The sequence below is a fragment of the Burkholderia sp. A2 genome (genome assembly GCF_001729305.1).
Lineage (GTDB): Bacteria > Pseudomonadota > Gammaproteobacteria > Burkholderiales > Burkholderiaceae > Burkholderia > Burkholderia sola.
The window spans coordinates 79,091-105,733 of sequence record NZ_LZXX01000002.1 but is presented as its reverse complement, the minus strand read 5'-3'; the positions used below and the strand labels follow the sequence as shown (position 1 = coordinate 105,733).

The following is a 26,643-nucleotide window of genomic DNA, read 5'->3' as shown; positions in this document are numbered from 1 at the left end:
GTTAGTGGACCGCGCCGCGCATCAGCTCGGTCACCGCCACGCCGCGCGACGTGCGCATGCATTCCTCGACGTAATCGATGAACGGCAACGGCTCGAAATCGATTTCGTCGCGCACGCGGCGATTGTCGAACACACGATCGACCGTCGCGAATTCGCCGCAGCGCTGCAGCGCCCGGCCGATCACGCGCTCGAGCGCCGGATCGGGACGCCCGAGCACGTCGCGCACGACGAGCGGCAGTTCGGCCGGCGCGCATGCCACGTAACGCGGCGCCCCGGTCATGCCCGCCGCCTCGTCCATCGCGCGCACGATCTGCGCGACCTGGGGCGCCTCGTCGCCGGCCGATACGTGATAGACGTCGTGCGCGAGCGTCGGCTTGACGGCCAGCAGCATCGTCGCGCGAGCCACGTCGTCCACCGACACGATGTCGATGCGCGTCATCGGCCGCGCGGTGAAGCGGCGCGCCGCATGCGCGAGCCGGAACATCCAGAACGAATTCGGCGCGGGCCGCGTACCGAGCACCGTGTGGCCGACCACGTGCGACGGCCGCACGACGACGAGCGGCAGCCCGAGCGCGCGCAGGCGCTGCTCCGTCTCCGCCTTCGCGTGCAGGTAGTCGGCCGCGAGCACCGCGCCCGGCAGGCCGTCATCGGCCTGCGGCGCGACGTCGTTCCCCGTGCGCTCCGCCTCTTCCTGCACGATCCCGCCGCGGCCCGCATGCGCGTAGGCCGTGCCGACGTACACGAAGCGTTGCAGGCGCGGCGCGCGCGCAAAGCGCTCGGCGAAGCGCACCGCATCGGCGATGTCGGCCTGCAGGTGCGCGCCGTCGGCCGGCGACGCATGGCCCGCGCAGTGAATCACGTGCGTCGCGCCGGCCAGGCGCGGCGCATCGGCGCCGTGCCATACATCGCCGAGCGCGCCGACGATCACGTTCGCATCGGTCAGACGCGACGCCCAGTATGGCGCGAGCCCCGCGCGCAACGCGGCTTCACGCAGCCGCGCGACCGCATGGCCGCGGTCCTGCGCGCGCACGACGCAGACGATGCGTTCGAGCAGCCCTGCATTGACGAGCGCCGTCAGCACGGTACTGCCGATGAAGCCGGTGGCGCCGGTCAGCACCAGCCGTCCGACGTTCGCCGCCGCGACCGGTGCGCTGGCCGGCGACACGAGGCTCGTCCGCCAGTTGAGCGACAACGCGGTTTTCCAGATCAGCACGATAGTCTCCTTCGAAGAATCGGCCGGGCGGCGCGGCGCCCGCGGTTGCGGGCGGCGCCCGGCTCGCCGGCCGGGCCGGGGCCGACGCGGGCCCCGGCGGCTCCCGACCGGGCGTGCGGCCTGCGATCGCGTCGATCGCGCTCTGGCACGAGACGGCGGCAGCCGGCGCGGACGGGCGTCCGCGGCACAGGATCGGGAAGTTCCCAGTGTGGGGCCCGACCGCTTGCAAGTCTGTCCCGAAAGTTTCGTGAAAGTGTGCCGATTTGTACGCGATTGTCGGAGTGTGTCGTGCCGGCCATCTGATTAAAACGATGAAACGTTCGATCGGCTGCATTCGACCGGTGCCGAAACGCGCCGGTCGGCCCGGTTGCGATGGCGGCCGGTGCGCGACAGATCGACGCGGCCGGCGGCCTTGTCATCCCATGTCTCGACCGCCGCGCGTGCCCGAACGGCCACGACTATCGCCGGTATGGCGCGCCTGTGCTGACGCGTCGGGAATGACCATGAATCGTCAGACGTCCTTTCATCTGGAATCGAAATAGGCCCAATATAAATTTATTGCGGATTATCACTTGCGTTTCACACCAGTCTATCTAGACTGTTCAAGTTCAAACGGTCGAATGTGTCTTTTTTCAGGAGACGATGCAATGCGCCTCACCATTCGGATTAATGGCAGCGAATCGGCAACCCGGCATTCCTTCGCAGTCTTGTGGGTCGATACCGACGAGGGTCTGTGGTCGCGCGAGGCACATCAGGGCATCGACCTTCCGACCTGGGGCAAGGTCCGCGACATCGAAGGTGCGATGGCGCTCTGTGCGGCCGACAGCGGCAATGCCGTCTGCCAACTGAAGGGACTGTCGTTCGACGCGATGCGCCGCGAACAGGGCCCCGCGGTGCTCGCCGGCGATCATCCCGACGGCGCGTGGCGCCTGCAGGCGGTCGATACCTGCACGACCGAGCCGGAATACCGGGAATTTATTTCCGTTGCCCGATAGGTATTATTGACATGAATCGTCTACGGTTGTCGGGTTCATTCCGGCAGTAGTGATATTCATTTCGATATTCAACATGGATGGCGCCTCCGTTCGAGGCGCTTTTTATTTTCAAGAGTAGAGAAATAATCGCCGCGCGGGCAATTGATCGTGGGCCCGGGATGATTGCGTTCGAGCGATGGCGGAAATCGCGACCCCGAATCGGCATGCGATGAGTCAATCCGCGTTTCACCATCGGCGCCCGCCGCGAAAACCCTGCGTCGGCCTCGCCTTTCCGGTCCGTTCCTCTCGCTCTTCCCGATGGCCTGCCGTTCGCCTTTTTTGCGGGGCCGGAACATACTTTCCTCACACGGCGTTTACTCATTTATTACAATCGCATTATTCAGACTGACCAGCCGCCATCCGGCGGCTCCACCCGGCCATTGCATGAGCGTGAAAAAGAAGACCCACCCTGCCGATCCGTATGCAGCGGCGACCAAGAATCCGATGCTCGCCGCGCGCCTGCCGATGTGGCGCTCGCGACTGATCGTGGTCGTCGTGTTCCTCGCATTCGCCGCGCTGATCGTGCGCGCTTTCTGGGTGCAGGTCGCGAACCAGGATTTCTACGTCGGCCAGGGCCAGAAGCGCTATCAGCGCACGATCGAGCTCGACGCGATGCGCGGGCGCATCGTCGACCGCAACGGCGCGATGCTCGCGGTCAGCCTGTCGACCTATGAAATCTGGGCGAACCCGAAACAGGTCGCCGACACCGACTACCCGCAGATCGCGAAGCTGCTCGACCTGCCGCTCGCCGAGGTGAAGCGGCGTCTCGGCAACGACAAGACGTTCGTGCTGCTCAAGCGGCAGGTCGACGCGGACACCGCCAGCCGGCTCGACAAGCTCGCGATCGACGGCATCACGCAGATCGCCGATTCGAAACGCTTCTACCCGGAAGGCGAATCGGCCGCGCACGTGGTCGGCTTCACGAACGTCGAGGACAAGGGCCAGGAAGGCGTCGAGCTCGCGGCGAATGCGCGCCTGCAAGGCACGTCCGGCCAGCGCGAGGTGATCCGCGACCGCCTCGGCCGCATCGTGTCGGACACGCGCCCGCTCGTCCCCGCGCAGCACGGCGCGACGATCGAACTGACGATCGACCGCCGCATCCAGCAACTCGCCTTCAGCCAGCTCAAGGCGGCCGTGATCGAGAACAACGCGGTGGCCGGCAGCGTCGTCGTGCTCGACGCGCAGAACGGCGAGATCCTCGCGCTCGCGAACTATCCGACCTTCGACCCGAACGACCGCGCCCGCCTCACCGGCCAGCAATTGCGCAACCGCGCGGTGATCGACACGTTCGAACCGGGCTCGACGATCAAGCCGCTCGTCGTCGCACTGTCGATCGACGAGCGCAAGGTCACGCCGAACACGATCATCAACACGTCGCCGGGCACCTACAAGATCGGCCCGGCGGTGATCCACGACACGTCGAACCACGGGTCGCTGACGGTATCGCAAGCGCTGCAGAAGTCGAGCAACGTCGCGCTCGCGAAACTGGCGCTGAACCTGCCCGCCGAAACGATCTGGAACAAATACCAGGAGTACGGGATCGGCCGCGCGCCGGAACTGACCTTCCCGGGCGTCGCGTCGGGCCGGCTGCGCGGCTACAAGCGCTGGCGGCCGATCGAGCAGGCGACGATGGCGTACGGCTACGGGCTGTCGATGTCGCTGCTGCAGATCGCGCAGACCTACACTGCCTATGCGGGCGACGGCACGCTGCACCCGGTGTCGCTGCTGAAGAACGGCACCGACCAGCAGACGATCGACGCGCACCGCGGGCATCGCGTGACGTCGCCGCAAACGGCCGCCGCGATCCGCTCGATGCTCGAGATGGCGGTCGGCGAAGGCGGCACGGGGCGCCGCGCGCGCGTCGACGGCTACCGGATCGGCGGCAAGACGGGTACCGCGCGCAAGCAGGTCGGCGCGAGCTATGCGAAGGGCAAGTACCGCGCGCTGTTCGCGGGGATGGCGCCGATGAGCAACCCGCGCCTGATCGTCGCGGTGATGATCGACGAGCCGCGCGGCAAGGGCTACTACGGCGGCACGGTCGCCGGCCCGGTGTTCGCGTCGGTCACGAGCGGCTCGCTGCAGTTGCTCGGCGTGCCGCCCGATGCGCCGGTCGAACCGGGGAAGAATGCGCCGGCGCAAGCCGCCGCGGCGCAGAAAACGGTCGCGGCGCCGAAAGCGGCGGCGCCGGCAGCGACGACCGTCACGCAGAAACCGGCGGCATCGTTGAAGACGGCCGCGCAATCCGGTACCGCCGCGCCCGCGAAGGCGGCTACCGCAGGCTGACGAGGCCCGACGCGCCGCCGCGCGCCGTCAATGCGCGGCCGCGACAGGCTTCGCCATTCGGCCGAGCACGTGCTCGGTCATCCCGCGTGCGAGTTCGGTCTCGCCCATGAACACGGTGCCGATGCCCTCGCTCGACAGCAGCGCGGCCTCGTCGCCGCTGTTCGTGCACAGCACGACCTCGAGCGTCGGGTTGAGCGTGCGCGAGATCTCGACGATCTGCCGCACGTCGAACACGTCGGGCAGCGTGACGACCAGCATCCCGGCGCGGGCGATATGCGCCTGCACGAGCACGATCGGCTCGATCGCGTCGCCCGACACGGCCGCGGTGCCGTCCGCGCGCAGCTTCTCGACGAGCTCGCGATTCTGCTCGACGACGACATAGGCGATCCCGCGCTCGTCCAGCGCATGCGCGATCCGCGTGCCGACCTTGCCGTAACCGACGATCACGACCTGCCCGGTCAGATGCGTCTGCGGCGTCGACATCGGCAGCGCGGCGAGCGGATCGTCACGCGCCTCGAGCTTGCGTGCGAATGCCGAATGCTTGCGGATCCACGCGAGCGCCGGATCGATCATCGCGAACAACAGCGTGTTCATCGCGATCGAGATCAGCGCGACCGCGAGAATCAGGCTCTGCCCCTCGGCCGACAGCAGCCCGAGTGCGCGGCCGAGTCCCGCGAGGATGAACGAGAATTCGCCGATCTGCGCAAGGCCCGCGCCGACCGTCAGCGCGGTGTTCAGCGGATAGCGGAACGCGATCACGAGCGCGACGGCCGCGAGCGTCTTGCCGACCAGCACGATCGCCGCGACCTCGATCACGTGCACCGGCTCTTCGATCAGGACCTTCGGGTCGAACAGCATGCCGACCGAGATGAAGAACAGCACCGAGAACGCGTCGCGCAACGGCAGCGTCTCGTCGGCCGCGCGCCGGCTGAATTCCGACTCGCGCATCATCATCCCCGCGAAGAACGCGCCGAGCGCGAACGACACGTCGAACAGCTTCGCCGCGCCGAACGCGATGCCGACCGCCGCGGCAATCATGCAAAGCGTGAACAATTCGCGCGAACCCGTGCGCGCGACGAGCCACAGAATGCGCGGGAACACGCGCTTGCCGACCACCAGCATCAGCGCGATGAACGCGGCAACCTTCAGCATCGTGACGCCGAGCGTGCCCCACACGCTGCCGCCGGCCGCATGCGCGTCGCCGGGCGGCGTGCCGCCGAGCAGCCCCGCCACCGGCGGCAGCAGCACCAGCACGAGCACCATCACGAGATCCTCGACGACCAGCCAGCCCACCGCGATGCGCCCGTTGACCGTCTCGACGAGCCCGCGCCCTTCGAGCGCGCGCAGCAGCACGACGGTACTCGCGACCGACAGCGCGAGCCCGAACACGAGCGCCGCTCCGAGGCTCCAGCCCCAGGTGAGCGCGAGCCCGCCGCCCAGCAGCGTCGCGACGGTGATCTGGACGATCGCGCCCGGCAGCGCGATCTTGCGCACCGCGAGGAGATCACCGAGCGAGAAATGCAGGCCGACGCCGAACATCAGCAGCATCACGCCGACTTCGGCGAGTTGCTGCGCGAGCGACAGATCGCCGACGAAACCGGGCGTGCCGGGGCCGATCACGATCCCGGCGAGCAGATAGCCGACGAGCGGCGGCATTTTCAGCAGCGACGCGAGGTAACCGAAGATCATCGCGAGACCGAAACCGGCCGCGAGCAACGCAATCAGGCTGACGTCATGAGGCATCCCCCCTCCCAAGCTCTTGTAACTATTTAGTAAGGTTCAAGAGTGAAAGGATAAGGGATGAGGCGGAAGAATGGCGCGCAGCCGGGGAAAATTTCACGGCGTTGCGCGCGGCGCGGGGTACAACCCCGGCGAAGGGAAAGGCGTCGCGGGCCGCCGCGCGTGGGCGTCAACGCGGCGGCAGGCGGGGCTCACGCCCCGCCGCTCCCGTCAGCGCGACGCTTGCGGGAACCGCGCGCCGGGCGGCGGCTCGGGCCGCGTCGACGGCACGCTCTTGCGCACCTTCGCGACCTGCGCGGCCGTCACCGGCGCGCCTGTGTTACCCCAGCTCGTACGCACGAAGTTCGACACGTCCGCGACTTCCTGGTCCGACAGCCGCCAGCCGAACGGCGGCATCGTGAAGGTCGACGGCGCGGTGCGCGTACCCTGCAGTGCGCTGCCTTCCAGCACGACGTGGATCAGCGACGTCGGATCGTCGCCCTGCACGACCGCGTTGCCGGCGAGCGCCGGGAACACGCGCGTGTAGCCGTGACCGTCGCTGCGGTGGCAGGCCATGCAGTTGTCGCGATAGACGGCCGCGCCCGGCTTGCTCGCGTCGCCCGTCTGCAGCGCCTTCGCCGCGGCCGCGTCGTACACGTGCGGCTGCTCGCCCTGCACGCGCGGCGGCAACGTCTTCAGGTAGCGCGCGATCGCGTTCAGGTCGTCGTCGGTCATGTGCTGCATGCTGTGGCCGACCACGTCCGTCATCCCGCCGAACGCGGCCGTACGCAGCGTGCGGCCGGTCTTCAGGAACTGCACGATCTCGGTTTCGTTCCACGTGCCGAGACCGGTGCGCGGCTCGCCGCGCAGGCTCGTCGGCACCCAGCCGTCGATCGCCGCGCCGCCGGCCAGGAAGTCGGGGCCATCGGCGTCGGTCAGCCCGCGCTCCTGCATCGTCGGCGCGCGCGGCGTGTGGCACGCGCCGCAGTGGCCGAGCCCCTGCACCAGATACGCGCCGCGCGCGACCACCGGGTCGGGGTACGACGCCGCGTCGAACGGCTTCGGCGACGGCGCGAACAGCTTGCGCCAGATGCCGAGCGGCCAGCGCATCGACAGCGGCCACACGATGTCGACCTTGCGGTTCTCGTGCTCGACCGGCGCGACGCCGTGCATGAAGTACGCGTACAGCGCCTTCATGTCGTCGTCGGTCAGCCGCGCGTACGACGGGAACGGCATCGCCGGATACATCGTGTCGCCGTTCTTGCGCACGCCTTCGCGCACCGCACGAGTGAAGTCCTGGTAGGTCCAGCCGCCGAGGCCCGTCTTCGAGTCCGGCGTGATGTTCGTCGAGTAGATCGCGCCGATCGGCGTGTCGAACTTCAGCCCGCCCGCGAACGGCTTGCCGCCGCTCGCGGTGTGGCAGGCGATGCAGTCGCCCGCGCGCGCAAGATATTCGCCGCGCTTGATGAGGGCCGCGTCGGCCGACGGGGCGGCAGGTGCGGCCGCCGGGCCCGAAGCCGCGGCCGGCGCGGCCGCCGGCTGCGCGAACGCGGCGCCGCCCGCGAGACCGAATGCCGCCCATGCCGTGCCGATCGCCAGCGCGCGCCGCAGCGGGGAAACCGGGCGGGCGGCGTTGTGGTGGTTCATCGTCCTCTTCATGCGGTCACCAGCGGGGCGGGATTTTTCAGGTATTGCTCGCGGATCGCACGTGCCGACCAGTAGGCCAGCGCCGCGATGATCCCGGTCGGGTTGTAGCCGATGCCCTGCGGCAGCGCGGATGCGCCCATCACGAACACGTTGTGCACGTCCCAGCACTGCAGGTAGCGGTTCAGCACGCTCGTCTTCGGGTCGGTGCCCATGATCGCGCCGCCGACGAGGTGGGTCGTCTGGTACTGGCGCGAGTCGAAATGCTTGCCGAACTCGCGCGTCGACACGCCGATCGCCTTCGGCCCCATCGCCTCCGCGATCTTCTTCATCTGCCCGGTCACGTACTGCGCCATCTTGATGTCGTTGTCCTTCCAGTCGAACGTCATCCGCAACAGCGGCTGGCCGTACGAATCGCGATAGGTCGGATCGAGGTCGAGATACACGTCGCGGTACGACATGTTGGTGCCGTGCGCATCCATCGAGATCGTGTGCGCGTAGTTGTCCTTGACGGCCTTCTTCCACGCGGAGCCCCACTGCGGCGTGCCGGGCGGCGTCGCGATGCCGCTGATCGGCTTCACGCCGGCCTGGTTCACCCACAGCGGCGAGCCGCCGACGAAACCGAGCGGGCCGTGGTCGAAGTTGTCCGCGTTGAAGTCGTCCACCGCGACGCCGTTGCCACCCGCGCCGATGAACGGATTCGTGTAGGTATCCTTGTCGAAGAACGCCTTGATCGTCGACAGGTTCTGATACGCGAAATTGCGGCCGACCACGCCTTCGCCCGAGATCGGATCATACGGCTTGCCGATGCCCGACAGCAGCAGCAGGTGCACGTTGTGATACTGGAACGCGGCCACGATCACGAGATCGGCCGGCTGGTGCACTTCGCGCCCGGCCGGATCCACGTAGGTCACGCCGGTCGCGCGCTTCTTCGTGTCGTCGAGGTCGACGCGCAGCACGTGGCACTTCGAGCGCAGCTCGAAGTTCGGCGCCTGCTTCAGCGCCGGCAGGATGTTCAGGTTCGGCGACGCCTTCGAATACATGTAGCACGCGTAGCCGCTGCAGTAGCCGCAGAAGTTGCACGGGCCCATCTGCACGCCGTACGGGTTCGTGTACGGGCCCGACGTGTTCGCCGACGGCAGCCGGTACGGGTGCAGGCCGAGCGAATGCGCCGCGTCGAAGAAGCGCTGTGCCGAATACGTGTTGAGCTGCGCGGGCAGCGGGAAATTGTCGCTGCGGTTGGCCTCGAACACGTTGCCGTCGCCGACCACCTTGCCGCCGACCTTGTACGCCTGCCCCGAGGTGCCGAACACCTTCTCGGCGAAATCGAAATGCGGCTCGAGCTCGTCGTACGTGACGCCCGTATCCTGGATCGTCATCCCTTCGGGGATGAATTTCTTGCCGTAGCGCTCTTCATAGTGGCTGCGCAGGCGCAGCTCCTCCGGCGTGATCCGGAAGTGCACGCCCGACCAGTGCAGCCCCGCGCCGCCGACGCCTTCGCCCGGCAGGAACGCCGCGAGCTGCCGGTACGGCAGCGCGGTGTCCTGCAGGCCGTGGCGGATCGACACGGTCGTCTTCGACAGGTCGAGGAACAGCTTCTTGCGGATGTTGTAGGTCAGCTCGTCGATCGTGTTCGGATACGCGCCGTCCGGGTAGGTGTCGCGATATTCGCCGCGCTCGAGCGCGACGACGTTCAGGCCCGCTTCGGTCAGTTCCTTCGCGAGAATCGCGCCGGTCCAGCCGAAGCCGACGATTACCGCATCGACATGCGGCTTCTTGTCTGCGGCCATCAGCTGCGCTCCCCGTTGATCGAGACGGGGCCGTACGGATAGGGCTTGCCGCTCTGGTTGACGAAATCCATGAAGTCCGCGCGCGCGCCCGGGAAACCGATCATCTTCCACGCGGCCATGTCGCGATTGCCGCCATGCACCGGATCGCAGAAATAGCCTTCGCGCGTGTTCTGCAGCAACTGGCCGAGGAACACGCCGGGCGGGACGTCGTCGATCTGCGCGCCGCCCTTCTCCAGCGCGCCGAGCACGGCGTCGCGCGTCGGCGCGTCGAGATCCGCGAACGCCTTGCCGTGCGCCTTTTCGCAATAGCGGTTGACCGCCGCGATGCCGAGCCGGTAGATGTCGCGCGGCACCAGTTTCAACTGGTAGCCGAGCTCGGGCACGCCCTGCTGGAACGGCCCCTGCATGTACCACGTCGCGCCGTGCGCATACGGCGTCTCCATCTGGCGATCGATGAATTCGGGCACGCCCGCTTCGAGCGCGCCGGGGCCTTCGGCGTCGGCCGGAATCAGCCGGTCGACGGCGGCCTGGACGAACGCCCATTCCTTCGCATCGAAAAAGGTCGGCTTGTACGGCGCGCGGTCGGCGCTGGCCGACGCAGTGGACGCGTTGCCGGCCGTCGTCGCGGACGGCGACGACGAGCGCAGGTCGCAGCCGGCGACCGACGCGATCGGCACGAGCGCGACCGATGTGCGCAGAAAACGGCGACGCGAATTGGGTTTGTCAGGTGGCGTGGACATGGTCGGATATTGATCGTTGGGGATCGGGGTTCGGACGCGCGCATTCCGCATGCAGCGTGCCCGGCAGGCAGCCGTGCCGCAGGCGGCCGGTCGCCCTGTTCTTTCGTGTGTTGCGCACAACCTCGATGTAGGGGGCTAGCCGCGACTAGCGGGGCCCCCAATTGCAGCCGCGCATCGCCCCGGATGCCGGCGGCGGGCTGCACGGATTGCCCTGTTCTCGGGCCTATCGTCGGACAAATACCGGCATCGGCCTGCATCTGTCCGCCATCGCCCGAACCCTTGTTCAACTTAGACGTCGCGTCTGCACACGGCAAGCGCAACGTGCACGACCCTCTTTCGGGTCCGGCGACGAGTGCGGGCGATTATATATGGAACCGGTTCCATTGCTAGGGGGTTCAATGCAATTCAGTGCATCGAAATTAGCAACAATGGGAAATCTTGAAGCCGGAATGTGCAAGGATGGCGAGATCGCGGCAGCCTCGCCGGTCGGGAGAACGATCAGGCTGCGGCGCGCGCGTGTCGCTTTCCGGCGACGCCGAGCAGATGACGGTATCGAGTTGCAGCGCGCTCTGATAGCCTCCGCAACTCATGAATACCCAGAAAAACAAACAGCCGGCGCCCGATGCGACCGGCATCAGCAAATATTTGAGCTACGTGCTGCGCCACGAGCCGCAGGCCATTGGCCTGCAACTGGACGCCGAAGGCTGGGCCGACATCGACGCACTGATTGCCGGCGCCGCCCGTCACGGACGCCGGCTCGATCGCGCGACGATCGAAAGCGTGTGCGCAACCAGCGACAAGCAGCGCTTCGCGCTGTCGGATGACGGTCAACGCATCCGCGCGGTACAGGGTCATTCGACGCCCGCCGTGCAGCGCCAGTATCCGGCCGCGCAACCGCCCGCGCGTCTCTATCACGGCACGGCGACGCGCTTCCTCGATTCGATTCGCGCGCAAGGGCTAAAAGCCGGCGCCCGTCATCACGTACACCTGTCGGCGGACGTCCGCACGGCGCTGGCCGTCGGTGCGCGCTACGGCGTGCCCGCGATCCTCGCAGTCGATGCGCGGCGCATGCATCGGCAGGGCCATACGTTCTTCGTCGCCGAAAACGGCGTCTGGCTGACCGATGCCGTACCGGCCGAATACCTCGAGTGGATCGACGACACGCGCACGGAGTGAGCCGTGCGCCGGCCGCCATTCACCACGGCCAGAACATCGACGCGATCGACAACGCCAGCGCCGCGCACAGCGGCGAGTAATACAGCGTGTCCATCCGCGCGAAACGCGACCCGCGAATCCGCTTGAAGAAGCCGACGTAGCGGAAATCGCCGACGGCCCGCACCGCGAAGATCAATGCGAGCGCAACGACTGCGAACGCGACCGTGCATGGATGCGCATTGCGCCCGAGCCAGCCGGCACGCGCGGCGACCACGCCGGCGCCGCCCAGCAGTGCCGCCGCGACCGCAAGCGTGCCGACGGCAGTCGGCCGCAACAGCGGTACGCCGTCCTGCTCCGGAATCGCCGCGCGCTTGCCCAGCCGCCCGCCGAACGCCCAGTAGACGTGCACGAGCGCGATGGCGCAAAGCGTCGGCACGCTGAAATACGCACTGGTCATGTCGATCGATGTCCTCGTCTCGTTGTGTTGCCGAAAGGATTCGGCACGCGGCCCCGGCCCGCGCCACGCACGACGATACCGAAACCCGGCCACGCGCGCATTGCGACGTCCGGTCGCAACCGGTCGCCGCGCCTGCTGCGCTGCAGTGCGGATGCGTGGTCGCGCAAGCCGGCTGCTTGACTTCCCTCCGCGCGCCACTACGCTGTTATTCCAGTACTGCGATCGGCACGCCGCCGTGCAACCGGCTGCCCGCACGACGACGATAACGAAGGCCATGGAGGCGACTCATGCTGATCGGTGTGCCGAAAGAGATCAAGAACCACGAATACCGCGTCGGCCTCACGCCGGCCGGCGCGCGCGAACTCACGGGGCACGGCCATCGCGTACTCGTGCAGCGCGGCGCGGGCGCGGCGATCGGCCTGCTCGACGACGACTACACGGCCGCGGGCGCATTGCTCAGCGACGGCGCGGACGAAATCTTCGCGCGCGCCGACATGATCATCAAGGTCAAGGAGCCGCAGCCGGCCGAATGCGCGATGCTGCGGCGCGGCCAGATCCTCTACACGTATCTGCATCTCGCGCCCGATCCCGATCAGGCCGCCGCGCTCGTGAAATCCGGCGCGGTCTGCATCGCATACGAAACCGTGACGGGCCCCGGCGGCGGCCTGCCGTTGCTCGCACCGATGAGCGAAGTCGCCGGCCGCATGTCGATCCAGGTCGCGGCGACCCACCTCGAAAGCCCGCGCGGCGGCCGCGGCGTGCTGATGGCCGGCGTACCGGGCGTACCGGCCGCGCACGTCGTCGTGCTCGGCGCCGGCGTCGTGGGCACCGGCGCGCTGCAGATGGCGGTGGGCTTGGGCGCACGCGTCACCGTGCTCGACACCAACGTGAACCGGCTGCGCCAGCTCGATCTCGTGTTCGCCAACCGGATCGCGACCGTCTGCTCGAATGCGCATACGGTCGACGAAGCCGTGCGCGATGCCGACGTCGTGATCGGCGCCGTGCTCGTGCCGGGCGCATCGGCGCCGCGGCTCGTCACGCGCGACATGATCGCGACGATGCGCAAGGGGGCGGTCGTCGTCGACGTCGCGATCGACCAGGGCGGGTGCTTCGAGACCTCGCATGCGACCACGCACGCGGCGCCGACCTTCGTCGTCGACGGGGTGGTCCACTACTGTGTCGCGAACATGCCCGGGGCGGTCGCGCGCACGTCGACCTTTGCGCTGAACAACGCAACGCTCGGCCATGCGCTCGCGCTCGCCGACAAGGGCTGGAAACAGGCGATGCTCGACGATCCGCATCTGCGCGCGGGCCTGAACGTGTGCGACGGCCATATCACGTACGAAGCGGTCGCGCAGGCGCTCGGCCTGCCCTACGTCCCGGCGACCGGCGTACTCGGATGACCTTGCCGGCATGAGTCGAACGCGTCACCGCCGGCCGCGACGCGTTCACGCACGCTTCGGCCGGCTCCGCTTCGTGCCGCTGCCGCCCGTCGTGCGCGCCAGCAGCGGCCGCGGTTGCGCGAGCGTGCGCGTGTTCAGCACATCATGCCACGTCAGCCGGCCGCGCCCGATCGACGGAATCTTCCCGGGATTGTCGCCGTTCGCGATCGTCGTCGGGATGTCGCGGCCATAGACGGCGATCGTACGCACGCACGACGTCAGAGCGATGCGCGCGGGGTCGTCGCGTAGCGCCGCTCGTAGAGCGACTGGCAGTGCGTGCAGCGTTCGGCGGTCGGGCGCGCCAGCAGGCGCTCGTAGCCGACCGAGCCGTCGCAGTCGATGCATTCGCCGTAACTGCCGTCGCGCATCCGCTGCTGCGCGCGGCCGACCGCGCGCAGTTCGGTCAGCTTCATGCCGATCAACGCATGGTCGACGTCGACGAAGAGGTCCGCGTTCGCCTCGTCGCCCTCGTCCGGCGCCGCGCCGGCAAGCTCCGCATAGGATTCCGACGCGCGCTGGTCTTCGCTCGCGCGGATCTCCGCACGCAGCGCCTGCTCGCTCTCGTTCAGCCGCTGCTTCAGCGTCTGCCGTTGTTGTGGGTCGAGCGACATGGCCGTCTCTCCTGTTCCGGGTTCCGCGCGAAACAAGAGCGGCGCGCGGTATCGCACCGGTGCGCGGCGCGCAGGCATGACCTGCGCCGTCGCATCCGGATGGGCGGCCGGACGCGCGAAACGCCGGACGCATTCGACGCAGGATAAACCCATTGAACACGCGTGTGTTGACCGGAATCAGCGTGCCGTTCACGCGGCGACAGCGGTGCGAAAACTGGGGACGGACGCGCAATCCCGCCTTGCGGCGCGCGCGTCGAAGCGCGTTGGCACAACCGCAGCGCAGCAATTTCCCGCGCGGTCGGCTCGGTTCTTTCCGCGCCGGCGAACCGCCATCGCGCGGTCGATACGATCGATCGCTCGCGCGGCGCCGCTGCAATCATTCGCAATCCTCAGAACGCGTTGCGTCCGATGAAGCCGCGCACCACCGTCATCAGGATGATCTTGATGTCGAACCAGAAGCTCCAGTTCTGCATGTAGAACAGATCGAACTTCACGCGCGCCGCCATCGCCTCGACCTTGCGCGTTTCACCGCGATAGCCGTTCACCTGCGCCCATCCGGTGATGCCGGGCCGCACGCGGTATCGATACATGTAGCAGTCGATCAGTTGCCGATACAAGTCGTCGTGTTCGATCGCGTGCGGACGCGGGCCGACCACCGACATCTGCCCGAACAGCACGTTGAAGAACTGCGGCAGCTCGTCGAGCGACGTGCGCCGCAGGAACGCACCGACGCGCGTGATGCGCGAATCGTTGCGCGACGCCTGCCGCACGACGCCCGGCTGCGCGCGATGCACGCGCATCGTCCGGAACTTCAGGATGTCGAATTCGCGGCCGTCGATGCCCTTGCGGCGCTGCCGGAACAGTACGGGTCCCGGCGACGACAGCTTGACCGCGATCGCGAGCATCGTCAGCAGCGGCAGCAGTGGAATCAGCACGCCGAACGCGAACAGTCGGTCGAACGCGAACTTGGCCCACAGCTCCGGCGCGGAGCGCGGCGTGGTCGCGAGATTGATCGCCGGCATGCCGAGCACGTCGGTCGCGGAACGATCGACGACAGCCATCTGCCGCACGTCGGGCAACAGCCGCAACTCGACGAACTCGTCGCGCAACTCGCGCACGATGCGCTGGATCCGCCACTCGTGCGACATCGGCAGCGTGAGCCACACCTCGTCGATGTCGCCGCCGCGAATCCGGTCGCGCAACGCGTTCCAGTCGGCGATCACCGGTACGCCGCCGATGCCGCCCGCGGCGGCCGGCGCATCGTCGTCGAATACGCATGCGGCGGTGAACGGGCCGTTCGGCGCGAGCTGCATCCGCTCGATCGCCACGCGCCCGTATGCCGTCGCGCCGACGATGGCAACGCGGCGCTGCCGCGCACGCGGGTCGCCACGCGTCAGCGCGAGCGCCAGCAGCGCCGCACGGCCGAGCAGCAGCGTCGCGTCGCCGGCCAGCACCGTGCGCGCGATCCAGCGGGTCGTCACCGTGCCGCCGCGATTCATGATCCACATCGTGCCCGCCACCGTCAGCACGCTCGCGCACACGACCGCCACCAGCGTGTGCGTCAGCACGTGCACGCCGCCCTGCACCACCACGCCGCCGCGCACGGTGCGCAGGTAGCGCGGCAGCAGCGCCACCGTCAGCACGCACAGCAGCGCGATCGCGCCGCGCTGCGCGTCGGACAGCGCATGCCAGCCGAGCCCCGATGCCGCCTGGGCGGCGAGCGCCCCGGCCAGCACGAGCACGACGTCGGCCGCCGCGATCGCGGCACGCCGGATCGCATTCGTTCCACCGGACATCGACTGCATCGTCACGCACCATGTGCGGGGAATCCGCGGTGCGTGTCCGGCATGCGCGGGCGAATCGTCGCCGGCCTCGCATGCTCGCGCGTGCCGAGCAACCGCCGATAGTCGGCGCGAATCAGGTTGTAGCATTCGCACGCGTGATGTTCGAGGCCGTCGCGGTCGAGCACCGTGATGCGGCCGCGGCGTTGCCGGATCAGCCCGGCTTCCTGCAGGTTCCCGGCCGCTTCCGTCACGCCCTCGCGCCGCACGCCGAGCATGTTCGCAATCGTCTGCTGGGTAACGGCCAGCTCGTCGCCGTCGATCCGGTCGTGCGCGAGCAGCAGCCAGCGGCTGAGCTGCTCGCTGACCGAGTGATGCCGGTTGCACAGCGCGCTGCGCGAGATCTGCGCCATCGTCGCCTGGCAGATATTGAGCAACAACCGGTAGGTCTGCGCCGACCGCTCGAATTCGGCGCGCATCACGCAACTCGGCACGCGATAGGCCATTCCGCCGATGCGCACCTCGACCCGGCTCGACGCGGCGATACCGCCGACCAGCGTCCCCAGCCCGACCACGCCCTCGCGGCCGACCACCGCCACCTCGACCATCGCACCGTCCTCCATCAGGTGCTGCACCGACATCATCGCCGTCGTCGGAAAATGCAGATGACGCATCGGCTCGCCGACCCGGTCGAGCATCCCGGCCTTGATCCTGACCAGTTCGAGATGCGGGGCGATGGCGCGGATGCTGTCCTCCGGGAGGGCAGCAAGGATGGCGTTCGCCGAATAGCTCGAGTGAAGATGAAGCATGTCTGTATCCCTTTTATCGTCCGCGCCACCAGCGGCAGGCACGGAACTCGTTATCGCGATGCGCGCCCGGACATTGACAACGGTTGCGGCCCACAACCCTGAATCCGACTGATCATCGGCTTGTCAACGCCGAATTGAGTCGACTGCCCCGTTTCGACACGCCAGCCCGAATAAGCGATTTACGTGCCAATAGCCGCCCGTCCTTAATATATGAATCACATCCGATTTAGAGCCGCCGAATAACGGACCCAAAAACCAAAAAAACGTCTCATTTCCGGACACTCCCCCATGCGGCGGACACAGCACGCATTCGACTGATCAATTCCCGCGCGCTGGATCATGACGCGGCGTTACGGCCGCGATGCTTATCGTTCAAATACTTACAGCCGTTTTTCAATTGTTTCCGTGATGTGCGGCGCAGCATTTCCCGGCATCGCCGCACCGCACATGCCCGTTTCAAACTGTCTCAAATTTGAATCGGCACACTCATTCCAGGCTCTGTCCTCTACCGCACATATCGCCCGCAAGCTATTGATATAAATGAAAAATATGGCGAGCCCCATTTATTTGTCAAATAATGTTCAATGTCTTCCCGCTACTTCCGCGGTACGATTCGTCACGTTGTCCGATTGATTCCGGTCGACATAGAATGACAAGCAGGTTCACGATTCCATTTCCGGATAATTAATTCCACAGAAAGGAATCCTTAAATCGATATAACGTTTGCGCGCAGTCGGAATCGTCAAACTTTGTGAAATGGCAAAAGCCCGAATTGGCCGATTTCAATTGCGTGCTAGCCTTTTTCGCGAGTATCGTCATTCCGTTTTTTGATCAACAAAAGTCCGCACGGTCGTGCGATTTCCGTTCCGGGATTCGCTGCAACGACGCGCGACCGCCCACCTGCGAGGATGTGCCGTGACTCATCAGGCCACCGACGCCGTCGCTTATGCGAACGGCATGATCGAGCTTTCCCACAGCTTTGACGCCAACCGGTTTCTCGCGGCCATCGACCGCGACGAACTCGCCACGCTGACGCCCCACCTGCAACTCGTTCACCTGAAATCCGGGCAAGTGCTCTGCGAACCCGGCGAAATGCTCGCCGCGGTCTACCTGCCGGTCACGACCGCGATTTCGCTGCAGTACGTGTCGTCCGGCGGCATGACGCTGGAAGTCGCGGAGATCGGCAGCGAAAGCGTGGTCTGCGACGACGTGATCGGCGGCAGCGGCCGGATGCCCTGCCGCGCGGTCGCGTGCCGCGACGGCTTCGTCTACCGGCTCGACCGGCGCGTCTTCGCGACCGCGTTCGAGGCGTCGCCGGTGATCCGCCATCTCGTGTTCGTCTGTGTGCGGCTGCTGATGGCGCAAGTCGCACAGATCACGTTCTGCAGCCGTCATCACGTGCTCAAACATCAGTTATGCAGATGGTTCCTGCTCGCGTTCGACCGCACGCGCAGCATCGAGATCCAGGTGACGCACAGCATGCTCGCGCAAATGCTCGGCGTGCGACGCGAAACGGTCACGGACGCCGCGGGCGAAATCCAGAAGCTCGGGTTGATCCGGCAATACCGCAGCTCGATCGAGCTCGCGGACCTCGACGGCCTCGAAAAAATGTCGTGCGGCTGCCGCGCGATCGTGCGCGACGAGATGAAGCGCATCCTGTCGGCCGACTCCGGCGTGCCGGCCGCGTCGCGCACGTGATCGGCTCACCGGACCGGGCGGCGCTTCGGCGCCGCCCGCGTGCCGGGTCAGCCGTTTGTAGGGTGGCGAACAGAACGCCGTGTCTGCCGATGGTCTACTGATGCCGGACTGCCGGGGGATGTCAGCGCTTGTCGCGCGTCTGCCCGAGCGGACGACACCACGCACGCCGGAGCAGCACGTGAAAAACGAAATCAGAACCATCCTGAAGCACGTCGCCCACCTCGAAGCCGCGATCGACTCGATCGGCGACGGGGACGACCTCTACGAAGCGGGCCTCTCCTCGCTCGATACGATCCAGCTGATGCTCGCGATCGAAAAGCAGTTCAACATCGAGATTCCCGACGAGATGCTGAACCGCAACCTGTTCCGCAGCATCGACGCGCTCGCGGACACGATCGCCACGCTGCAACGCACCGAGCACTCCGCATGAGCGCGCTGCTTCCCGAACTCGCGTCCGACAGCGATTCGCATCGGCTCGACGAGGCCGCGCATGCCGTCGCGCAGATCGCCGCCCAGCATGCCGATGCGGTCGATCGCGACGCGCGCTGCCCCGTCGAGGCAATCGAGGCGATGCGCGCGCGCCGGCTGCTCGGCGCGATGGTGCCGGCCCATCTCGGCGGCGCTGGCGCGTCGCTGGAAGACATCGCGTCGGCCTGCTCGATCCTCGGCCAGGCGTGCGCATCGTCGGCGATGGTGTTCGCGATGCACCAGATCCAGGTGGCGTGCATCGTCGACCATGCCGCCGACCAGGGCTGGCACAAGCTGTTCCTGCAGCAGCTCGTGCGTCACCAGTGGCTGCTCGCGTCGGCCACGTCGGAAGACGGCGTCGGCGGCAACCTGCGCGCGAGCCAGTGCGCACTCGAAATCGACGGCGGCGGGTTCCGGCTGCACAAATCCGCACCGACGATCTCGTACGGCGACTACGCGGACGGCATTCTCGCCACCGCGCGACGCGATGCGGACGCGCCGGCTTCCGAGCAGGTGCTCGTCACGCTGCTGCGCGACGGCTATACGCTCACGCGCCGCGGCGAATGGGACACGCTCGGCATGCGCGGCACGTGCAGCAACGGCTTCGTGCTCGACGCACAGGGCGCCGCCGTGCAATGCCTGCCGGTGCCGTTCGCGAAAATCGCCGAGGAAACGATGGTGCCGGTCTCGCACATCCTGTGGGCCGCGGTGTGGATCGGCGTGGCCGGCGACGCGTTCCATCGCGCGCACCAGTTCTTCCGCGCGCAAGCGCGCCAGACCGACGGCGCACCGTCGCCCGCCTCACGGCGCATCGCCGAATCGCTCGCGCTGCTGCAGGCGATGCAGGCGCGCGTCGACAACGTGCTGCGTCTCCACGCGAACGCGTCGGCTCGCTCGTGGTCGGCCGGCATGGCGTGGGCCGCCGAGATCAATACGCTGAAGACCTACGTGTCGGCGACCGCGCTCGAGGTCGCGCACCAGGCGATGATGATCTGCGGGATGGCCGGCTACAAGCAAGGCACGCCGTTCAGCATCGGCCGCCACATTCGCGACCTGCACGCGGCGCCGCTGATGATCAGCAACGACCGCATTGCCGCCAACACTGCGAGCCTGTTGCTCGCGCTGCGTCCCGCGACGCTGGAGAAACATACGTGAACGATCGCCTCGCCGTGCCCTCTGCCGCTCCCGCCCCCTCCGCTCCCGCCGACGCACCGCTCGACCGCGCGGGCGTCAATCCGCTGCGCGACGCGCTGATCGACGCGGGCCTGCTGGTCTCGACCGGCATCCAGGGCCTGTTCGGCCGCAGCGAACGATTCGAGCGCGTGGTCGAAGCGCTCGACGCGTTCGTCACGCGCCTCGGCGCCGACCAGCAGGCCGAAGTGCTGCGCTTCCCGCCGGCGATGAGCCGCACCGAGTTCGAGCGCAGCGAATACATGAAGAGCTTCCCGCAACTGGCGGGCAGCGTACATGCGTTCTGCGGCGACGAACGCCAGCATCAGCGCGTGCTGCAATGCCTCGATCGCGGCGACGACTGGACCGAAAACCAGAAGCCGACCTACGTCGTGATGACGCCGGCCGCGTGTTATCCCGTGTATCCCGTCGTCGCGCGCGCGGGCGCGCTGCCCGCGGACGGCCGGATCGTCGACGTGTTCTCGTACTGCTTTCGTCACGAACCGTCGCTCGACCCGACCCGCATGCAGTTGTTCCGGATGCGCGAGTACGTGCGGATCGGCACGCCCGAGCAGATCGTCTCGTTCCGCGAGACCTGGATCGAACGCGGCACGCGGATGATCGATGCGCTGCGCCTGCCGAATGCGATCGATCTCGCGAACGACCCGTTCTTCGGGCGCGGCGGCAAGATCGTCGCGAACAGCCAGCGCGAGCAGAACCTGAAGTTCGAGCTGCTGATTCCGATCGAGCACGACGACCGACAGACTGCGTGCCTGAGCTTCAACTACCACATGGACCACTTCGGGCTGCTGTGGGACATCCGCACCGCGACCGACGACGTCGCGCACACGGGCTGCGTCGGCTTCGGTCTCGAGCGGCTCACGCTCGCGCTGTTCCGCCACCACGGCTTCGACATCGACGCATGGCCGAGCGAGGTGCGCGACGTGCTGTGGGGCGCGCGATGAGGTTCGTTTCCCGCGACGGCGAAGACGCGTCGTTCGAAGGCGTACGCCACCGCGCGCGTCACTACCGGCCGCACCCGCTGCACAGTCAGGAGATGGTCTGGAAGCAGACCAACTGCTACGTCGACATGTGGCTCGAGGTGCTCCGGTGGTGGGGCCTCAATCCGTATGCAGCGCTGCCGTTTACGATCGCGCTCGATTTCGAGGGCGACCAGTTCACGTTCTTCAAGTTTCCGCACGACGAACTGGAGCGGCTCTACGGAATCGTCGTGCAGGAGCATTCGATCTACGAGCCGCTCGACCAGCACATCGAGACGCAGGTCGCGCGTGGCCACCTGATGATCGTCGAGGTCGACGCGTGGTTCCTGCCCGATACGCGCGGCACCAGCTACCGCACGCAGCACACGAAGACGACGATCGGCATCGACGCGATCGACCGCGAGAAGCACCAGATCGGCTACTTCCACAACAGCGGCTATTACGTCGCCGAGGATTTCGACTACAACGGGCTCATCGGCGGCAGCTCGCCGATGACGCTGCCGCCGTATGTCGAATGCGCGAAGCGACGCTTCGCGCCGCTCGACGAGCGCGCGTTGTGCGAAGCCTCGCTCGCCGCGTTGCAGCGCCACCTGCGGCGCCTGCCGGTCGTCGATCCGATCGCGGCGTTCCGCCGGCAGTTGCAGACCGACGCGCGGATCCTCGCGGAAGCACCGCTCGAACGCTTCCATGCGTATTCGTTCAATTCAGTGCGGCAGCTCGGCGCGAATTTCGAACTGTTCGGCCACTATGCGCGCTGGCTGCAGGCGAGCGGCTGCACCGGGCCGTTCGCCGAGATCCGCGCCGCGTGCGATCGCATCGCGTCCGAAGCGATGGTGCTCGAATTTCGGCTCGCGCGCGCGTGCGCGCGCGGCAAGGAAGAACGCGGCGATTCGACGCTCGAAGCGATCGAGGCCGCGTACGCCGACCTCGTCGCGTGCGCGCGGCAGATCGGCGCGCCGCTGCGGCACGTGACGCCCGTGCGCGCCGACACGGCGCTCGTGCCGGCCATGCGGTGACGCGCGCGCGCCCCCAGCCCGCGTGGTCGATGCTGGCGACGGCCGCGGGCGCCGCGCGGGCGCCGCGCGACCTTCCGGCCGACCATGACGGCTGGATCACGGCGCCGGTGCCAGGCACGGTCGCGCAGGCGCTCGCGCTGGCTGGCCGGCTCGACGAAGCCGCGTCGCTCGACGAGCGCGACCACTGGTACCGACTCGAGCTGCGCGGGCGCGGGCCGCGCATCTTGCGCTTTCACGGCCTGGCGACGCTCGCGCAGGCCTGGCTCGACGACACGCCGATCCTCCGCTCCGACAGCATGTTCGTCGCGCACGACGTGCCCGTGGCGCTCGACGGCACGCACCGGCTGACCGTCTGTTTCCGCGCGCTCGCGCCGCACCTGCGCGACGCGCGCGCGCCGCGCCGCGCGCGCTGGCGTACGCGGCTCGCCGAACCGGCCACGCTGCGCACGATCCGCACGTCGCTGTTCGGGCATATGCCGGGCTGGTTTCCGCCGTATGTGCCCACCGGCCCGTGGCGGCCCGTCGACGTGCTCGATCCGGCCGACGGGCCCGTTCTCACCGATTGCAAACTGCATGCGCGCGTCGAAGGCGACACGGGGTGGCTCGATGCGGAACTGACGTTCGCCGCGCCGCTGCCGGACATGTTCGCGGCGCGGCTGTCGTGCGGCGAACATCACGCGACGCTCGAACGGGCCGGCGCGGACCGGCTGCGCACCAGCGTCGCGATACCGAACGTGCGCCGCTGGTGGCCGCATACGCACGGCGAACCGGCGCTCTACGAGATCGCGCTGCATATCGGCGATGCACGCCGGTCGCTGGGCTCGGCGGGGTTTCGCACGATCGACGTCGACTCCTGCGCCGACGGCAAGGGTTTCGGACTGCGCATCAACGGCGTGCCTGTATTCGCGCGCGGCGCCTGCTGGAGCAGCGCCGCGCCGCTCGCGCTGCACGCGGACGACGCGACCTACGGCCGCCTGCTGGGGCTCGCGCGCGACGCCGGCTTCAACATGATCCGAGTCGGCGGCACGATGACCTACGAGGCCGACGCGTTCCACGCATGGTGCGACCGGCTCGGGCTGCTGGTCTGGCAGGACTTCGGTTTCGCGAACTTCGATTACGCGCTCGACGATCCCGCGTTCGCGGCCAACGTCGATCGCGAAGCGAGCCAGTTCCTCTCGCGTCACGGCGCTTCGCCGTCGCTTGCGGTGCTGTGCGGCGGCAGCGAGATCGCGCAGCAGGCCGCGATGTCGGGACTCGGGCCGAAGCAGCGCTTCCTCGAACTGACGGCCGACCGGCTGGCCGGCCACGCGGCCGCGCACCGCCCCGATGTCCCGTACGTGCCCGATTCGCCCGACGGCGGCGTGCTGCCGTTCGTGCCGCGCGAACGCGTGTCGCACTACTACGGCGTCGGCGCGTACCTGCGCCCGCTCGACGACGCGCGCCGCGCGGACGTGCGCTTTGCGAGCGAATGCCTCGCGTTCGCGAACGTGCCGTGCGATGCGACGCTCGCGGAACTCGGCTGGCCGGGCGTGCACGAACCGCGCTGGAAGGCGGCCGTGCCACGCGACCCTGGCACGTCGTGGGACTTCGACGATATTCGCGACCATTACCTGCAGACGCTGTACGACGTCGCGCCCGACCGGCTGCGGCGCGAGGACCCGGCACGCTATGTCGAGCTGTCGCGTGCGGTGATCGCGGACGTGATGCGCGAAACGTTTTCCGAATGGCGGCGCACCGGTTCGCGTTGCGCGGGCGCGCTCGTGTGGCAGTTCCAGGACGTGATGCCGGGCGCCGGATGGGGCGTGATCGACGCCGTGCACCGGCCGAAATCGGCGTGGTATGCGCTGCGTCAGGTGCTGCAGCCGATCCAGGTGCTGCTCGTCGACGAAGGCTTGAACGGGCTCGACGTGCATGTGGTCAACGAGCGCCCGGCTCCGCTGTCGGCCGCGATCGAGCTGGTCGCGCTGCGCGACGGCCGCACGCCGGTCGCACGGGCCGGCTCCCCGGTGCGGATCGCCGCGCACGACACGGTACGGCTCGGCTCGGCCGAACTGCTCGGCCGCTTCTTCGACTGGACCTACGCGTACCGCTTCGGCCCCTGCGAACACGATACGGTCGTCGCGACGCTGCGCGCCGACGACGGCACGCTGCTGTCGCAGGCGTTCCATTTTCCGTCCCGCACGCATCCGGCCGTGCTGGCGCGTCGCGAACCCGGAATCGAGGCATGCGTGTCGCGCACCGGCGCGACGTGGCACGTCGACATCGACACGCGACACGTCGTTCGCCACGTGCAGATCGACGCGCCGGGTTTCATGCCGAGCGACGACTGGTTCCATCTCGCGCCCGGCACGCCGGCGCGCATCGCGCTCATTCCATTGCGAACCGACGGGAAGCCCGCGGTGGAGGACGACAACGTGCCGCCCACGGTCGAAATCCGGGCCGTCAACGCCGCGCGCGCGGTGCGCGCCACGCAGGCCGGCTGACACGACGCTCGCGACCGGCGCGAGCGTCATGCTGCCGCGTATCAGTCGGACGAGCCCGTTCCGCGCGGTCGCTCGATGCCGTACGCCTCCATCCAGCGATACAGCGTCGCGCGCGACACGCCGAGCTCGCGCGCCGACGCGGCGACGCGCCCGCGCGTCCGCAATAACGCGGTTTCGATCGCCTCGCGTTCGATCGACTTGCGGATGTCGGCGACCGACGGCGACGCCGCATCGAGACAGTATTCGAGCTCGAGATCCTGCGCGGTGATCAGGCGCCCCTCCGTCATCACGACCGCACGGCGCACCCGATTGATCAGTTCGCGGACATTGCCCGGCCAGTCGTGCTTGTAGAGCGCCGTGATCGCATCCGTCGAAAACCCGCGCACGCGATGGCGCGCATCGCCGCGGAAACGTTCGAGCATGTGGTGCGCGAGCAGTTCGATATCCTTGCCACGCGCGCGCAGCGGCGGCTGGTCGATGCGCATCACGCACAGCCGGTGGAACAGGTCGGCGCGGAAACGCCCTTCCTCCATCGCATCGCGCAGGTCGACGTGCGTCGCCGACACGATCCGGACATCGACCGGCACCGGATCGCTGCCGCCAAGACGATGGATCGAACGTTCCTGCAGAAACCGCAGCAGGCTCGCCTGGCTTTCATGCGGCAGGTCGCCGATTTCGTCGAGCAGCAGCGTGCCGCCGTTCGCGGCCTCGACGTAGCCGATCTTGCGCGCGTTCGCGCCGGTAAACGCGCCGCGCTCATAGCCGAACAGTTCGGATTGCAACAGATGCGGCGGAATCGCGCCGCAGTTGACCGCGACGAACGGGCCATTGCGTCGCTCCGAATGACGGTGGATCGCGACGGCCGTAAGCTCCTTGCCGGTTCCCGTTTCGCCGAACACGAACACCGGTGCGTCGGTGCGCGCGAAACGCCGCACCGTATCGAACAGCCGCAACATCGCGCTGCAGGTGCCGACGATGCCCTTTTCCTCCGATTCGAGCTGTTCGCGATCGCGCGCGAAGAGGCACTCCATGCCGTAGGCATGGCCGACCGTATCGGCGATCCGCTGGTGCGACGCCGGCAGCGTGACGTAGTCGAAGCAGTAGTCGCGCAGCAGCGCGCGCACGTTCGGCGAGGCCGTCTGGCCGACGTCCACGAGCGCTACCCAGACGACGTCGCGCATCGACGCGCAGGTCGACGCGATGCTGCCGATCGCATCGGCATGGCCGCCGCTCAGGTCGAGAATGCCGCAGGTAATTTCGCCCGACGTGTCGCGCAACTCGTTCGCATGCGCGACGACCGTCACTTTCCAGTCGCGACGCGACAATTCCTTTCGCAGCATCACGGACGGCGACTGCGTCCAGTAAATCAGCGGACGCTGCCCGTTACCGCTCCCCGCGCCGGCGCTCTTATCGCGCGTTATTGGCATATTCATAACGAACCGTCACTCTCTGCACTCCGCGAACCGTTCGCGTGCGCTGCGGCCGGCGGCGCATGGCCGCCCTTCCGCGCTGCGTTTCCGCAGCTTTGGCGAAGATCGAAACTGCACACGGCGAAAACCCCCGGAGGTCGAGCCGGATGTCATCCGGCCTCGTTGTCATCAAACTCGAACGGAATGCGCGGCTGCGGGAGCCATGACATTCCGGCTTTGAAGCGATCCGCCGTCAGGCGGGGCACGCCGGCAAACGGAAATTCCTTCCGCATGTGCGTCGCGTCGTACACGACACTCGCGCCCGATGCTGAACCGGAGGGCTGCCAAACCGCGCCCGGATCGACCGCCCCATTTCATCCGCACCTGAATCTACACCCCGTTTCGAGATGACCTTGTTACCAAAAGATAATCCTGAATCAGTCGGTTACGCTGCCCATGGCCCCGCGCTGCGCGCTTTTGACCACTGAGATTTGATTATCTCCGACCATTCCCGTCAATCAGTGGCAAATACTACTTTTCCGCAACATTGATACTAACGATTACCTGCGATTTTCACCGAAATCTCCCCAAAGTGCGCGGGACCGCGCGCGCGGCCCACATAATCGCGCTGGCCGGACGGCCGCCGCATCGCATTGCGCCGGCGCGCGGGCCGCCCGGCCGTTACACGTCGTAATCTCCGGCATCGCGCCGCGCAGCCCC

21 protein-coding genes are annotated in these 26,643 nt (G+C 67.6%); 10 read left to right on the top strand and 11 right to left on the bottom strand.

The window, feature by feature from the left end; genetic code table 11:
* Position 1: 1 nt before the first annotated feature.
* The gene (locus A9Z05_RS00460; RefSeq protein WP_069616408.1) at positions 2-1,213 is read right to left on the bottom strand and encodes an SDR family oxidoreductase; all 1,212 of its coding nucleotides are present in this window, start codon (positions 1,211-1,213) and stop codon (positions 2-4) included.
* Positions 1,214-1,860: 647 nt separating this feature from the next.
* Between A9Z05_RS00460 and A9Z05_RS00455 the strand changes: the two genes are divergently transcribed.
* Entirely contained in the window at positions 1,861-2,208 is a 348-nt protein-coding gene (locus tag A9Z05_RS00455) for a DUF3564 family protein (protein WP_069616407.1), read from the top strand.
* A gap of 423 nt (positions 2,209-2,631) precedes the next feature.
* Positions 2,632-4,530, top strand: a complete 1,899-nt coding sequence (locus tag A9Z05_RS00450; protein WP_069616406.1) for a penicillin-binding protein 2 — start codon at positions 2,632-2,634, stop codon at positions 4,528-4,530.
* A gap of 27 nt (positions 4,531-4,557) precedes the next feature.
* Here A9Z05_RS00450 and A9Z05_RS00445 read toward each other — a convergent pair whose 3' ends face one another.
* From A9Z05_RS00445 to A9Z05_RS00430, 4 genes are all read right to left on the bottom strand, one after another.
* Positions 4,558-6,273, bottom strand: a complete 1,716-nt coding sequence (locus A9Z05_RS00445) for a cation:proton antiporter (protein ID WP_069616405.1) — start codon at positions 6,271-6,273, stop codon at positions 4,558-4,560.
* A gap of 207 nt (positions 6,274-6,480) precedes the next feature.
* Positions 6,481-7,908 (bottom strand): cytochrome c, encoded by a 1,428-nt coding sequence (locus A9Z05_RS00440; protein WP_069616404.1) that lies wholly within the window; start codon positions 7,906-7,908, stop codon positions 6,481-6,483.
* Positions 7,905-9,683, bottom strand: a complete 1,779-nt coding sequence (locus A9Z05_RS00435) for a GMC family oxidoreductase (protein ID WP_069616403.1) — start codon at positions 9,681-9,683, stop codon at positions 7,905-7,907. The genes A9Z05_RS00440 and A9Z05_RS00435 overlap by 4 nt, the downstream gene beginning before the upstream one ends.
* Positions 9,683-10,423, bottom strand: a complete 741-nt coding sequence (locus tag A9Z05_RS00430; RefSeq protein ID WP_069616402.1) for a gluconate 2-dehydrogenase subunit 3 family protein — start codon at positions 10,421-10,423, stop codon at positions 9,683-9,685. Before A9Z05_RS00430 ends, A9Z05_RS00435 begins: the two co-directional genes overlap by 1 nt.
* A 588-nt stretch (positions 10,424-11,011) precedes the next feature.
* Here A9Z05_RS00430 and A9Z05_RS00425 point away from each other — a divergent pair.
* Positions 11,012-11,599 (top strand): RNA 2'-phosphotransferase, encoded by a 588-nt coding sequence (locus A9Z05_RS00425; protein ID WP_069616401.1) that lies wholly within the window; start codon positions 11,012-11,014, stop codon positions 11,597-11,599.
* A gap of 19 nt (positions 11,600-11,618) precedes the next feature.
* Here A9Z05_RS00425 and A9Z05_RS00420 read toward each other — a convergent pair whose 3' ends face one another.
* Positions 11,619-12,035, bottom strand: a complete 417-nt coding sequence (locus A9Z05_RS00420; RefSeq protein ID WP_069616400.1) for a DUF3995 domain-containing protein — start codon at positions 12,033-12,035, stop codon at positions 11,619-11,621.
* 287 nt (positions 12,036-12,322) lie between these two features.
* On the opposite strand from A9Z05_RS00420, the gene ald reads away from it, so the two are divergent.
* Positions 12,323-13,438 carry an alanine dehydrogenase gene (gene ald / locus A9Z05_RS00415; RefSeq protein ID WP_069616399.1) on the top strand — a complete coding sequence of 372 codons (1,116 nt, stop codon included), beginning with the start codon at positions 12,323-12,325 and terminating at the stop codon, positions 13,436-13,438.
* Between the two features lie 45 nt (positions 13,439-13,483).
* On the opposite strand, the gene A9Z05_RS00410 is transcribed toward ald, so the two are convergent.
* The 4 genes from A9Z05_RS00410 to A9Z05_RS00395 form a co-directional block, all read right to left on the bottom strand.
* On the bottom strand, positions 13,484-13,687 hold the full coding sequence (locus A9Z05_RS00410) for a hypothetical protein (protein WP_069616398.1): 204 nt from the start codon (positions 13,685-13,687) through the stop codon (positions 13,484-13,486).
* Positions 13,688-13,695: 8 nt separating this feature from the next.
* Positions 13,696-14,088 carry a TraR/DksA family transcriptional regulator gene (locus tag A9Z05_RS00405; RefSeq protein ID WP_069616397.1) on the bottom strand — a complete coding sequence of 131 codons (393 nt, stop codon included), beginning with the start codon at positions 14,086-14,088 and terminating at the stop codon, positions 13,696-13,698.
* A 389-nt stretch (positions 14,089-14,477) separates the two neighbouring features.
* Entirely contained in the window at positions 14,478-15,884 is a 1,407-nt protein-coding gene (locus tag A9Z05_RS00400) for an undecaprenyl-phosphate glucose phosphotransferase (protein WP_069616591.1), read from the bottom strand.
* Positions 15,885-15,895: 11 nt separating this feature from the next.
* Positions 15,896-16,678, bottom strand: coding sequence for a Crp/Fnr family transcriptional regulator (locus tag A9Z05_RS00395; protein WP_069616396.1), 783 nt, complete (start codon positions 16,676-16,678; stop codon positions 15,896-15,898).
* Between the two features lie 915 nt (positions 16,679-17,593).
* Between A9Z05_RS00395 and A9Z05_RS00390 the strand changes: the two genes are divergently transcribed.
* From A9Z05_RS00390 to A9Z05_RS00365, 6 genes are all read left to right on the top strand, one after another.
* A complete protein-coding gene (locus A9Z05_RS00390; RefSeq protein ID WP_176730121.1) occupies positions 17,594-18,376 on the top strand; it encodes a Crp/Fnr family transcriptional regulator in 783 nt (260 codons plus the stop codon).
* Positions 18,377-18,554: 178 nt separating this feature from the next.
* Positions 18,555-18,806, top strand: coding sequence for an acyl carrier protein (locus A9Z05_RS00385; RefSeq protein WP_006490451.1), 252 nt, complete (start codon positions 18,555-18,557; stop codon positions 18,804-18,806).
* Entirely contained in the window at positions 18,803-19,999 is a 1,197-nt protein-coding gene (locus A9Z05_RS00380; RefSeq protein WP_069616395.1) for an acyl-CoA dehydrogenase family protein, read from the top strand. Before A9Z05_RS00385 ends, A9Z05_RS00380 begins: the two co-directional genes overlap by 4 nt.
* Positions 19,996-20,979, top strand: a complete 984-nt coding sequence (locus tag A9Z05_RS00375) for an amino acid--[acyl-carrier-protein] ligase (protein ID WP_069616394.1) — start codon at positions 19,996-19,998, stop codon at positions 20,977-20,979. Before A9Z05_RS00380 ends, A9Z05_RS00375 begins: the two co-directional genes overlap by 4 nt.
* Positions 20,976-22,031, top strand: a complete 1,056-nt coding sequence (locus tag A9Z05_RS00370) for a DUF1839 family protein (RefSeq protein ID WP_069616589.1) — start codon at positions 20,976-20,978, stop codon at positions 22,029-22,031. The genes A9Z05_RS00375 and A9Z05_RS00370 overlap by 4 nt, the downstream gene beginning before the upstream one ends.
* A gap of 29 nt (positions 22,032-22,060) precedes the next feature.
* On the top strand, positions 22,061-24,514 hold the full coding sequence (locus A9Z05_RS00365; RefSeq protein ID WP_256121802.1) for a glycoside hydrolase family 2 protein: 2,454 nt from the start codon (positions 22,061-22,063) through the stop codon (positions 24,512-24,514).
* 41 nt (positions 24,515-24,555) lie between these two features.
* Here the strand turns inward: A9Z05_RS00365 and A9Z05_RS00360 are convergent, their stop codons facing one another.
* Positions 24,556-25,947, bottom strand: coding sequence for a sigma-54 dependent transcriptional regulator (locus A9Z05_RS00360; RefSeq protein ID WP_069616393.1), 1,392 nt, complete (start codon positions 25,945-25,947; stop codon positions 24,556-24,558).
* Positions 25,948-26,643: the final 696 nt, after the last annotated feature.